The sequence below is a fragment of the Pseudomonas urmiensis genome, from assembly GCF_014268815.2.
GTDB classification, from domain to species: Bacteria; Pseudomonadota; Gammaproteobacteria; order Pseudomonadales; family Pseudomonadaceae; genus Aquipseudomonas; species Aquipseudomonas urmiensis.
The window spans coordinates 1,226,510-1,238,992 of the sequence record NZ_JABWRE020000001.1 but is presented as its reverse complement, the minus strand read 5'-3'; the positions used below and the strand labels follow the sequence as shown (position 1 = coordinate 1,238,992).

At 62.7% G+C, this 12,483-nt stretch carries 11 protein-coding genes; all 11 read left to right on the top strand.

The window, feature by feature from the left end; all coding sequences use genetic code 11:
- Positions 1–214: 214 nt before the first annotated feature.
- The gene (gene aceA, locus HU737_RS05480) at positions 215–1,540 is read left to right on the top strand and encodes an isocitrate lyase (RefSeq protein WP_186557149.1); all 1,326 of its coding nucleotides are present in this window, start codon (positions 215–217) and stop codon (positions 1,538–1,540) included.
- A gap of 138 nt (positions 1,541–1,678) precedes the next feature.
- Positions 1,679–2,341 carry a lysoplasmalogenase gene (locus HU737_RS05475; protein ID WP_186557150.1) on the top strand — a complete coding sequence of 221 codons (663 nt, stop codon included), beginning with the start codon at positions 1,679–1,681 and terminating at the stop codon, positions 2,339–2,341.
- Between the two features lie 381 nt (positions 2,342–2,722).
- Entirely contained in the window at positions 2,723–3,136 is a 414-nt protein-coding gene (locus tag HU737_RS05470) for an NADH-quinone oxidoreductase subunit A (RefSeq protein WP_003251427.1), read from the top strand.
- A 9-nt stretch (positions 3,137–3,145) separates the two neighbouring features.
- On the top strand, positions 3,146–3,823 hold the full coding sequence (locus HU737_RS05465; RefSeq protein WP_012313769.1) for a NuoB/complex I 20 kDa subunit family protein: 678 nt from the start codon (positions 3,146–3,148) through the stop codon (positions 3,821–3,823).
- A gap of 79 nt (positions 3,824–3,902) precedes the next feature.
- On the top strand, positions 3,903–5,684 hold the full coding sequence (nuoC, locus tag HU737_RS05460) for an NADH-quinone oxidoreductase subunit C/D (RefSeq protein WP_186557151.1): 1,782 nt from the start codon (positions 3,903–3,905) through the stop codon (positions 5,682–5,684).
- A gap of 2 nt (positions 5,685–5,686) precedes the next feature.
- Positions 5,687–6,184, top strand: coding sequence for an NADH-quinone oxidoreductase subunit NuoE (gene nuoE, locus HU737_RS05455; protein ID WP_186557152.1), 498 nt, complete (start codon positions 5,687–5,689; stop codon positions 6,182–6,184).
- Entirely contained in the window at positions 6,181–7,560 is a 1,380-nt protein-coding gene (gene nuoF, locus HU737_RS05450; RefSeq protein ID WP_186557153.1) for an NADH-quinone oxidoreductase subunit NuoF, read from the top strand. The genes nuoE and nuoF overlap by 4 nt, the downstream gene beginning before the upstream one ends.
- Before the next feature lie 133 nt (positions 7,561–7,693).
- Positions 7,694–10,408, top strand: a complete 2,715-nt coding sequence (nuoG, locus tag HU737_RS05445; RefSeq protein ID WP_186557154.1) for an NADH-quinone oxidoreductase subunit NuoG — start codon at positions 7,694–7,696, stop codon at positions 10,406–10,408.
- The gene (gene nuoH / locus HU737_RS05440) at positions 10,405–11,412 is read left to right on the top strand and encodes an NADH-quinone oxidoreductase subunit NuoH (protein WP_186557155.1); all 1,008 of its coding nucleotides are present in this window, start codon (positions 10,405–10,407) and stop codon (positions 11,410–11,412) included. The genes nuoG and nuoH overlap by 4 nt, the downstream gene beginning before the upstream one ends.
- 11 nt (positions 11,413–11,423) lie before the next feature.
- Positions 11,424–11,972, top strand: coding sequence for an NADH-quinone oxidoreductase subunit NuoI (gene nuoI, locus HU737_RS05435; RefSeq protein ID WP_027592814.1), 549 nt, complete (start codon positions 11,424–11,426; stop codon positions 11,970–11,972).
- A gap of 10 nt (positions 11,973–11,982) precedes the next feature.
- The gene (nuoJ, locus tag HU737_RS05430; RefSeq protein WP_186557156.1) at positions 11,983–12,483 is read left to right on the top strand and encodes an NADH-quinone oxidoreductase subunit J; all 501 of its coding nucleotides are present in this window, start codon (positions 11,983–11,985) and stop codon (positions 12,481–12,483) included.

Below are 12,483 nucleotides of genomic sequence, written 5' to 3'. Positions count from 1 at the left end.
CACCGCAGTCACCAGGCAAGCCATGTCGCACCGCAGCAAGGCATCCACGAGCCGACCTGCAGCCATCGCTGACCCACGCTGCACCTCCTTCCCCTTCGAGCCTTCGCGTTCGCCGTCGCAACACCGCCGAACAGGACAGCCGTCAGGCCTCTGATCCGCGACTTTTGAGCATCAGCACAATTACCCCAAGATCGATGCGACGAGGTTTATTTCCATGGCACTGACACGCGAACAGCAAATTGCAGCCCTCGAGAAAGACTGGGCCGAGAACCCGCGCTGGAAAGGCGTGACCCGTACCTACACGGCCGCTGATGTCGTTCGCCTGCGTGGCTCGCTGCAACCGGAGCACACCCTGGCCCAGGTGGGTGCAGAAAAACTGTGGAAGCTGGTCACCCAAGGTGCCCACCCCTCTTTCCGCCCTGAAAAAGATTTCGTCAACTGCATGGGTGCCCTCACCGGCGGCCAGGCAGTTCAGCAGGTCAAGGCCGGTATCCAGGCTATCTACCTGTCCGGCTGGCAGGTTGCCGCCGACAACAACTCGGCCGAGTCGATGTACCCCGACCAGTCGCTGTACCCGGTCGACTCGGTTCCGACCGTGGTCAAGCGCATCAACAACTCTTTCCGCCGCGCCGACCAGATCCAGTGGAAAGCTGGCAAGAACCCAGGTGACGAAGGCTACATCGACTACTTCGCGCCAATCGTGGCCGACGCTGAAGCCGGTTTCGGCGGCGTTCTGAACGCCTACGAGCTGATGAAGAACATGATCGAAGCGGGCGCCGCTGGCGTGCACTTCGAAGACCAGCTGGCTTCGGTGAAAAAATGCGGCCACATGGGCGGCAAGGTGCTGGTACCGACCCAGGAAGCCGTACAGAAGCTGGTCGCTGCACGTCTGGCTGCCGACGTTGCCGGCGTACCGACCATCATCCTGGCCCGTACCGACGCCAACGCTGCCGACTTGCTGACCAGCGACTGCGACCCGTACGACCAGCCGTTCGTGCTCGGTGAGCGCACCCGTGAAGGCTTCTACAAGGTGCGTGCCGGCCTCGACCAGGCCATTGCTCGCGGCCTGGCCTACGCGCCGTACGCCGACCTGATCTGGTGTGAGACCGCCAAGCCGGACCTGGACGAAGCGCGTCGTTTCGCCGAGGCGATCAAGAAGGAATACCCAGACCAACTGCTGTCGTACAACTGCTCGCCTTCGTTCAACTGGAAGAAGAACCTGGACGATGCCACCATCGCCAAGTTCCAGCGCGAACTGTCGGCCATGGGCTACAAGCACCAGTTCATCACCCTGGCTGGCATTCACAACATGTGGCACGGCATGTTCAACCTGGCGCACGACTACGCCCGCAACGACATGACCGCCTACGTGAAGCTGCAGGAGCAGGAGTTCGCCGACGCCAGCAAAGGCTACACCTTCGTGGCGCACCAGCAGGAAGTGGGTACTGGCTACTTCGACGACATGACCACCGTGATCCAGGGTGGCGCTTCGTCGGTGACCGCGCTGACCGGTTCGACTGAGGAAGAGCAGTTCCACTGATAAAGAGTGGGTTGCTACTGAAATAAAGAAGGCCCGGGCCACCGTCGAGGTGCCCGGGCCTTTTGTCGTCTACGTCTGTACGGGCAGCAATAGAGGTTAGGGTCTATGCTTGCCCCATAACTACAGCAAGGACTGCCCATGTCCCGCCCATTCAGCCTGTTGCTATTGGCCCTGGTCGCCGCTGCCCTCTATTTATATGCATTGGCCAGCGGCAACGCTGTACTTGCCCTGCTGGCCAAACCGGTTCCGGTGCTGGCCCTGATCCTCTGGCTGCGAACCACCCCAGCCACGACCTACCGCCGCTGGATCATGATCGGCCTTGGTTTTTCGGTACTCGGCGACATACTCCTGGCAATCCCCGCGGATCTGTTCGTATTCGGCCTGGGCGCCTTCCTCTTTGCCCACCTGGCCTACCTGCGCGGCTACTACAGCCAAAACCGCCAGAGCGCCCTGCCCGCCCTGTTGCTCGCCGCGGTCGCTGGCAGCGGCTTGTTCTACCTGCTCGCCAGCCACGGCCTTGGCCCCCTGTTGCTACCGGTGGCGCTGTACGCCCTGGTGATCAGCGCAATGCTCTGGCGCGCCCTGGCCTGCGGTGGCCTGGCCGCGCTCGGTGCCTGCCTGTTCGTGTTCTCCGACAGCCTGATCGGGGTCGACCGCTTCGTCAGCCCGTTCGCTGCGGCGCAGTACCTGATCATCCTCGCCTACTGGCTCGGCCAATGGGCGATCGCTTCGTCGGCCGCACGCGGCTCAATCGATAAAGTATTGATCCAGAGCGGGGCACGCGGTGCGCAAAACTGCTAGAACGAGAGTTTTTCGCATTTGCAAGTAGCGAGGTGTGCCCAATGAACTTTGCAAGGCCCAGACCCGGTAAAGTTAACCGGCCCAAATCAAATGATATTAATTATCATTACGCAACTTACAAGTCGTTACGCGAGGCAAGAAACATAATTAACAAAAGCAGGCGTAATGCCCGAATATCAAGGCTTTCAGCCAGTTACAAAAGATTTTTGTTCTTAATCCTACGAATAAATTTGCGACAGAAATTTTACTTGCACTGGGTTTACCCATAAAATCAGCGCGATTGATTCAGCTGCGACATTTGGTCACTGCACCTGCGACACCACGTCGCCGCTTTACTTATTTCAGACTGCAGAGCTGGGTCTCTGTATAAGGATCTCTAGCATGTCCGATTCGGCAGGACTCATCGCCCACAACTGGGGCTTTGCCATCTTCCTCCTGGGTGTCGTCGGCCTGTGTGCCTTCATGCTCGGTCTGTCCAGCCTGCTCGGTAGCAAGGCCTGGGGCCGCGCCAAGAACGAACCCTTCGAATCCGGCATGCTGCCCGTCGGCAGCGCCCGCCTGCGCCTGTCCGCCAAATTCTATCTGGTCGCGATGCTGTTCGTGATCTTCGATATCGAAGCCCTCTTTCTCTTTGCATGGTCTGTGTCCGTCCGCGAAAGCGGCTGGACCGGATTCGTCGAAGCACTCGTTTTCATAGCAATTCTGTTGGCAGGTCTTGTCTACCTATGGCGCGTCGGGGCACTTGATTGGGCTCCCGAAGGTCGTCGCAAGCGGCAAGCGAAGCTGAAACAATGAGGCTTTGGCATGCAATACAATCTCACCAGAATCGATCCGGATGCGCCCAACGAGCAGTATCCGGTCGGTGAGCGGGAAACCGTCACCGACCAACTGCTAGAGGACCAGGTCCACAAGAACATCTACATGGGGAAACTCGAAGATGTCCTGCGTGGCGCGGTCAACTGGGGTCGCAAGAACTCCCTCTGGCCGTATAACTTCGGCCTGTCCTGCTGCTACGTGGAAATGACCACGGCCTTCACGGCACCCCACGACATCGCCCGCTTCGGCGCCGAAGTCATCCGGGCCTCGCCGCGTCAGGCCGACTTCATGGTCATCGCCGGGACCTGCTTCATCAAGATGGCGCCGATCATCCAGCGCCTGTATGAGCAGATGCTCGAACCTAAATGGGTCATTTCCATGGGTTCGTGCGCCAACTCCGGCGGCATGTACGACATTTACTCGGTCGTTCAGGGGGTCGACAAGTTCCTCCCCGTGGATGTCTACGTACCTGGCTGCCCGCCACGCCCTGAGGCGTTCCTGCAAGGCTTGATGCTGCTGCAGGAATCGATCGGACAGGAGCGACGCCCGCTTTCCTGGGTGGTTGGTGATCAAGGCATTTACCGTGCCGAGATGCCTGCCCAGAAAGACCTGCGTCGCGAACAGCGTATCGCGGTAACCAACCTGCGCAGCCCCGACGAAGTCTGATCCAGCGACCTGCCGCCCGCTCCCCCTGGAGCCGGCGGCCTGGCTTCATTCTCTACGTTGACCCAAAGCGACCGAGACCATGACAGCGGACAACGCTATTTTCATTCCGCCTTACAAGGCTGACGACCAAGATGTGGTCGTCGAACTGAACAACCGTTTTGGCGCCGAAGCATTCGTCGCCCAACAGACCCGCACCGGCATGCCTGTGCTGTGGGTCAAGCGCGCCCAGCTCAAAGAGGTGCTCAGCTTCCTGCGCGGCGTCGCCAAGCCCTACAGCATGCTGTACGACCTGCACGGCGTCGACGAGCGCCTGCGCACCCAGCGCCGCGGCCTGCCCGCCGCCGATTTCAGCGTGTTCTACCACCTGCTGTCGGTCGAGCGTAACAGCGACGTGATGATCAAGGTCGCACTCAGCGAAGGCGACCTGAACCTGCCGACCGTGACCGGCATCTGGCCAAACGCCAACTGGTACGAGCGTGAAGTCTGGGACATGTTCGGCATCGACTTTGCCGGCCACCCGCACCTGAGCCGGATCATGATGCCGCCGACCTGGGAAGGTCACCCGCTGCGCAAGGACTACCCTGCCCGCGCCACTGAGTTCGATCCCTACAGCCTGACCCTGGCCAAGCAGCAGCTTGAAGAGGAATCGGCTCGCTTCAACCCGGAAGCCTGGGGCATGAAGCGCCAGGGCGCCAACGAGGACTACATGTTCCTCAACCTTGGCCCCAACCACCCGTCCGCGCACGGTGCGTTCCGTATCGTCCTGCAGCTGGACGGCGAAGAGATCGTCGACTGCGTCCCGGACATCGGCTACCACCACCGTGGTGCCGAGAAGATGGCCGAGCGTCAGTCCTGGCACAGCTTCATCCCCTACACCGACCGTATCGACTACCTCGGCGGGGTGATGAACAACCTGCCGTACGTGCTCGCGGTCGAGAAGCTCGCCGGTATCCAGGTGCCGCAGAAAGTCGACGTGATTCGTATCATGCTCGCCGAATTCTTCCGCATCACCAGCCACCTATTGTTCCTGGGTACCTATATCCAGGACGTCGGCGCCATGACCCCGGTGTTCTTCACCTTCACCGACCGCCAGCGCGCCTACACCGTGATCGAAGCGATCACCGGCTTCCGCCTGCACCCGGCCTGGTACCGCATCGGTGGCGTCGCCCACGACCTGCCGCGCGGCTGGGACAAGCTGGTCAAGGACTTCGTCGAATGGCTGCCCAAGCGCCTCGACGAGTACACCAAGGCGGCCCTGCAGAACAGCATCCTCAAAGGCCGGACCATCGGCGTTGCCGCCTACAACACCCAGGAAGCGCTGGCATGGGGCACCACCGGTGCCGGCCTGCGTTCCACCGGTTGCGACTTCGACCTGCGTAAAGCCCGCCCCTACTCCGGCTACGAGAACTTCGAGTTCGAAGTACCGCTGGCCCACAACGGCGATGCCTACGATCGCTGCATGGTCCGGGTCGAGGAGATGCGCCAGAGTATCCGCATCATCGACCAGTGCCTGCGCAACATGCCGGAAGGCCCGTACAAGGCGGACCACCCGCTGACCACGCCGCCACCGAAAGAGCGCACCCTGCAGCACATCGAGACCTTGATCACGCACTTCCTGCAAGTCTCGTGGGGCCCGGTCATGCCGGCCAACGAGTCGTTCCAGATGATCGAAGCGACCAAGGGCATCAACAGTTACTACCTGACGAGCGATGGCGGCACCATGAGCTACCGCACCCGGATTCGTACCCCAAGCTACCCGCACCTGCAGCAGATCCCTTCGGTGATCAAAGGCAGCATGGTCGCGGACTTGATCGCGTACCTGGGCAGTATCGACTTCGTTATGGCTGACGTGGACCGCTAAGCATGAACAGCACGCTTATCCAAACCGACCGTTTCGCCCTGAGCGAAACCGAGCGCTCGGCCATCGAGCACGAGATGCACCACTACGAGGACCCGCGCGCGGCGTCCATCGAAGCCCTGAAGATCGTCCAGAAACAGCGCGGCTGGGTGCCTGACGGCGCCATCTACGCGATCGGCGAGATCCTCGGCATCCCGGCCAGCGACGTCGAAGGTGTGGCTACGTTCTACAGCCAGATCTTCCGTCAGCCGGTTGGCCGCCACATCATTCGCGTGTGCGACAGCATGGTCTGCTACATCGGCGGCCATGAATCGGTCGTCAGCCAGATCCAGAGCGAGCTGGGCATCGGCCTGGGCCAGACCACCGCAGACGGGCGTTTCACCCTGCTGCCGGTGTGCTGCCTGGGCAACTGCGACAAGGCCCCGGCGCTGATGATCGACGATGACACCTTTGGCGACGTGCAACCTGCTGGCGTCACCAAACTGCTGGAGGGTTACGTATGACCATCACTTCCTTCGGCCCGGCCAACCGCATCGCGCGCGCAGCCGAAACCCACCCGCTGACCTGGCGCCTGCGTGACGACGGCGAGCCAGTCTGGCTCGACGAGTACCAGGCCAAGGACGGCTACGCCGCCGCCCGCAAGGCACTGGCGCAGATGTCCCAGGACGATATCGTCCAGACCGTCAAGGACGCCGGCCTCAAGGGCCGTGGTGGCGCTGGCTTCCCCACTGGGGTGAAGTGGGGCCTGATGCCCAAAGACGAATCCATGAACATCCGCTACCTGCTGTGCAACGCGGACGAAATGGAGCCCAACACCTGGAAGGACCGCATGCTGATGGAGCAACAGCCCCATCTGCTGGTCGAGGGCATGCTGATCAGCGCCCGCGCCCTGAAGGCCTACCGCGGCTACATCTTCCTGCGTGGCGAGTACACCACCGCCGCCAAGAACCTCAACCGCGCCATCGATGAAGCCAAGGCCGCAGGCCTGCTGGGCAAGAACATCCTGGGCAGCGGTTTTGATTTCGAGCTGTTCGTGCACACCGGTGCCGGGCGCTACATCTGCGGTGAAGAAACCGCACTGATCAACTCGCTCGAAGGCCGCCGCGCCAACCCGCGCTCCAAGCCGCCCTTCCCTGCCGCCGTGGGCGTGTGGGGCAAGCCGACCTGCGTGAACAACGTCGAAACCCTGTGCAACGTTCCGGCCATCGTCGGCAACGGCGTCGACTGGTACAAGTCGCTGGCCCGCGAAGGCAGCGAAGACCACGGCACCAAGCTGATGGGCTTCTCCGGCAAGGTAAAGAACCCTGGCCTGTGGGAGCTGCCGTTCGGCGTTACCGCCCGCGAGCTGTTCGAAGACTACGCCGGTGGCATGCGCGATGGCTTCAAGCTCAAGTGCTGGCAGCCTGGCGGCGCCGGTACCGGTTTCCTGCTGCCAGAGCATCTGGATGCGCAGATGTACGCCGGCGGTATCGCCAAGGTTGGTACGCGGATGGGTACGGGCCTGGCCATGGCGGTCGATGACAGCATCAACATGGTCTCGCTGCTGCGCAACATGGAAGAGTTCTTCGCCCGCGAATCGTGCGGCTGGTGCACTCCATGCCGTGACGGCCTGCCCTGGAGCGTGAAGATGCTGCGCTCGCTGGAGCAAGGCCAAGGCCGCGCCGAAGACATCGAGACTCTGCTGGGCCTGGTCAACTTCCTCGGCCCTGGCCGCACCTTCTGTGCTCACGCACCCGGTGCCGTCGAGCCATTGGGCAGTGCCATCAAGTACTTCCGGTCCGAGTTCGAGGCCGGCGTCGCCAGCCAATCCGCCAGCGAAGCCCTGCGCCCGAACCTGGCCAAGCCAATTCCGACCGGGCCGATCGTGGTCGGCGCATAACAAGATCAAGTGCGGGTGGTCCGTGCCATCCGCCAGCCTCGCAGGCTCGTCCGAGTGTATCGGGCAGAGCCGCAGGCACACCGATTTCCATTAGCCACGCCTGCTCACGCGGGCCAACGAAGAACTTTGAACCATGGCCACTATCCACGTAGACGGCAAAGCGCTCGAAGTCAACGGTGCGGACAACCTGTTACAGGCCTGTCTGTCGCTCGGCCTCGACATCCCTTATTTCTGCTGGCACCCGGCGCTCGGTAGCGTCGGTGCCTGCCGGCAGTGTGCGGTCAAGCAGTACACCGACGAGAACGACACCCGTGGTCGTATCGTCATGTCGTGCATGACCCCTGCCTCCGACGGCACCTGGATCTCCATCGAAGATGAAGAGTCCAAGGCGTTTCGCGCCAGCGTCGTCGAATGGCTGATGACCAACCACCCGCACGACTGCCCAGTCTGCGAGGAAGGCGGTCACTGCCACCTGCAAGACATGACGGTGATGACCGGCCACAACGAGCGCCGTTACCGTTTCACCAAGCGTACCCACCAGAACCAGGACCTCGGCCCGTTCATTTCCCACGAAATGAACCGCTGCATCGCCTGCTATCGCTGCGTGCGTTACTACAAGGACTACGCCGGCGGCACCGACCTGGGCGTCTATGGCGCCCACGACAACGTGTACTTCGGTCGCGTTGAAGACGGCGTGCTCGAAAGCGAGTTTTCCGGCAACCTCACCGAGGTTTGCCCGACCGGTGTGTTCACCGACAAGACCCACTCCGAGCGCTACAACCGCAAGTGGGACATGCAGTTTGCCCCAAGCATCTGCCATGGCTGCTCGAGCGGCTGCAACATCAGCCCGGGCGAGCGCTACGGCGAACTGCGCCGGATCGAGAACCGCTTCAACGGCTCGGTCAACCAGTACTTCCTGTGCGACCGTGGCCGCTTCGGCTACGGCTATGTCAACCGCAAGGACCGTCCGCGCCAGCCACACCTGGCCGATGGCACCAAGCTGGGCCTGGACGCTGCCCTGGACAAGGCCGCCGACCTGCTGCGCGGCCGCACCATCGTCGGTATCGGCTCGCCACGCGCCAGCCTGGAAAGCAACTACGGCCTGCGCGAGCTGGTCGGTGCCGAGTACTTCTATTCGGGTATGGAAGCAGGCGAACTGGCCCGTGTCCGCCTGGCACTGAATGTACTCAACGCCAGCCCCCTGCCCGTGCCGACCCTGCGCGAGATCGAAGATCACGACGCCGTGTTCGTGCTCGGTGAAGACCTGACCCAGACCGCCGCTCGCGTCGCCCTGGCCGTGCGCCAGGCCACCAAAGGCAAGGCCGAAGCCATGGCCGACGCCATGCGCGTACAGCCTTGGCTCGACGCTGCGGTGAAGAACATCGGCCAGCACGCGCTGTACCCGCTGTTCATCGCCAGCCTTGCTGAAACCAAGCTCGACGACGTCGCCGAAGAGTGCGTGCACGCAGCCCCCGCCGACCTGGCGCGCCTGGGCTTTGCCGTGGCCCACGCCATCGACCCAAGCGCTCCGGCCGTAGCAGGCCTGGACGATGACGCCAAGGCCCTGGCCCAGCGCATCGCCGACGCCCTGGTCGCCGCCCAGCGTCCGCTGGTGGTTGCCGGTACCTCGCTGGCCGACCCAGCCCTGATCGAAGCCGCCGCCAACATCGCCAAGGCGCTCAAGCTGCGCGAGAAGAACGGCTCGCTGAGCCTGGTCGTACCTGAGGCCAACAGCCTCGGCCTGGCCATGCTCGGCGGTGATTCGGTGGATGCCGCGCTGGATGCAGTGATCAGCGGCAAAGCCGACGCCATCGTGGTGGTGGAAAACGACCTGTACGCCCGCGTCCCGGCCGCCAAGGTCGACGCGGCCCTGGCCGCAGCCAAGGTGGTGATCGTCGCCGATCACTCCAAGACCGCCACCAGCGACCGCGCCCACCTGGTCCTGCCAGCGGCATCGTTCGCCGAAGGCGACGGCACCCTGGTCAGCCAGGAAGGCCGTGCCCAGCGCTTCTTCCAGGTGTTCGATCCGACCTACCTGGACAGCAGCATCCAGATCCACGAAGGCTGGCGCTGGATGCACGCCCTGCGTGCCACCCTGCTCAACAAGCCGGTCGACTGGACCCAGCTGGACCACGTCACCAGCGCCTGCGCCGACGCCGCGCCGCAACTGGCCGGGATCGTCAACGCCGCGCCAAGTGCTGCGTTCCGCATCAAGGGCATGAAGCTTGCCCGTGAGCCGCTGCGCTACTCCGGCCGTACTGCCATGCGCGCCAACATCAGCGTGCACGAACCGCGCACCCCGCAAGACAAAGACTCCGCGTTCGCCTTCTCCATGGAAGGCTACTCGGGCTCGGTCGAGCCTCGTCAGCAGGTGCCATTCGCCTGGTCGCCGGGCTGGAACTCGCCGCAGGCCTGGAACAAGTTCCAGGACGAAGTCGGTGGCCACCTGCGTGCCGGTGACCCAGGCATCCGCCTGATCGAGTCGCAGGGTGATCGCCTGAACTGGTTCAACGCCATTCCGGGCGCCTTCAACCCGGCCCGTGGCAGCTGGACTGCAGTGCCGTTCTTCCACCTGTTCGGCAGCGAAGAGAGTTCCTCGCGCGCCGCCCCCGTGCAAGAGCGCATCCCGGCCGCCTACGTGGCCCTGGCCAAGTCCGAAGCCGATCGCCTGGGCGTCAACGATGGTGCAATGCTGAGCCTGACCGTGGCCGGTGTGGCACTGCGCCTGCCGCTGCGGATCAATGAACAGCTGGGCGCAGGCCTGGTCGCGTTGCCGAAAGGCCTGGCCGGCATTCCGCCAGCCATCTTCGGTGCATCCGTAGAAGGCCTGCAGGAGGCAGCACAATGAGCTGGTTCACCCCCGAAGTGATCGATGCGATCATCGCCGTGGTCAAGGCCGTGGTGGTCTTGCTGGCCGTGGTGGTCTGCGGCGCGCTGCTCAGCTTCGTCGAGCGGCGCCTGCTGGGCTGGTGGCAGGACCGTTACGGTCCGAACCGGGTTGGCCCGTTCGGCATGTTCCAGATCGCAGCAGACATGCTGAAGATGTTCTTCAAGGAAGACTGGAACCCGCCCTTCGTCGATCGGATGATCTTCACCCTGGCACCGGTGGTGGCGATGAGCGCCCTGCTGATTGCCTTCTCGATCATCCCGATCACCCCGACCTGGGGCGTTGCCGACCTGAACATCGGCCTGCTGTTCTTCTTCGCCATGGCCGGTCTGTCGGTCTACGCCGTGCTGTTCGCCGGCTGGTCGTCGAACAACAAGTACGCCCTGCTCGGCAGTCTGCGGGCCTCGGCACAGACCGTCTCGTACGAGGTGTTCCTGGGCCTGGCTCTGATGGGCGTGGTGGTGCAGGTTGGCTCGTTCAACATGCGCGACATCGTCGACTACCAGGCGCAGAACCTGTGGTTCATCATTCCGCAGTTCTTTGGCTTCTGCACCTTCTTCATCGCAGGCGTCGCCGTGACTCACCGTCACCCGTTCGACCAGCCGGAAGCAGAACAGGAACTGGCCGACGGCTACCACATTGAATATGCCGGCATGAAATGGGGCATGTTCTTCGTCGGTGAGTACATCGGCATCATCCTCATCTCGGCGCTGCTGGTAACCCTGTTCTTCGGTGGCTGGCACGGTCCGTTCGGCATCCTGCCGCAAGTACCGTTCCTATGGTTCGCCCTGAAGACCGCGTTCTTCATCATGCTGTTCATCCTGCTGCGCGCCTCGATCCCGCGCCCACGCTATGACCAGGTGATGGACTTCAGCTGGAAGTTCTGCCTGCCGCTGACCCTGATCAATTTGCTGGTGACCGCTGCGCTCGTGCTTTACAACACGCCAGCCGTCGCGGCCCAGTGAGGATTTGACCCATGTTCAAGTATATCGGCGACATCGTTAAGGGCACCGGCACCCAGCTGCGCAGCCTGGCCATGGTGTTCTCCCACGGGTTCCGCAAACGCGACACCCTGCAGTACCCCGAAGAAGCTGTGTACCTGCCGCCGCGCTACCGCGGGCGCATCGTCCTCACCCGCGACCCCGATGGCGAGGAGCGCTGCGTAGCGTGCAACCTCTGCGCGGTGGCCTGCCCGGTTGGCTGCATCTCGTTGCAGAAGGCCGAGACCGAGGACGGTCGTTGGTACCCGGAGTTCTTCCGCATCAACTTCTCGCGCTGCATCTTCTGCGGCCTGTGTGAGGAAGCCTGCCCGACCACCGCGATCCAGCTCACGCCGGATTTCGAAATGGCCGAGTTCAAGCGTCAGGACCTGGTGTACGAGAAAGAAGATCTGCTGATCTCCGGCCCCGGCAAGAACCCTGACTACAACTTCTACCGTGTTGCGGGTATGGCCATCGCTGGCAAGCCGAAAGGCTCTGCACAGAACGAAGCTGAGCCGATCAACGTGAAGAGCTTGCTCCCATAAGGACAGAAAGATGGAATTCGCTTTCTACTTCGCATCCGGGATCGCCGTGGTCTCCACCCTTCGGGTGGTGACCGGTACCAACCCTGTGCATGCCCTGCTTTACCTGATCATTTCGCTGATCTCCGTGGCCATGATCTTCTTCAGCCTGGGTGCGCCGTTCGCCGGTGCCCTGGAAGTGATCGCCTACGCCGGCGCCATCATGGTGCTGTTCGTGTTCGTGGTGATGATGCTCAACCTTGGGCCGGCTTCGGTCGCCCAGGAACGTGGCTGGCTCAAGCCAGGCATCTGGGCAGGGCCGGTGTTGCTCGGCACCCTGCTGCTGCTCGAGCTGCTCTACGTGCTGTTCGTCGCGCCAAGCGGCGCCGGCATCAGCGGCACCACCGTGGACGCCAAGGCCGTCGGCATCAGCCTGTTCGGCCCTTACCTGCTGGTGGTCGAACTGGCCTCGATGCTGCTGCTCGCCGCAGCCGTCACCGCCTTCCACCTGGGCCGCAACGAGGCGAAGGAGTAA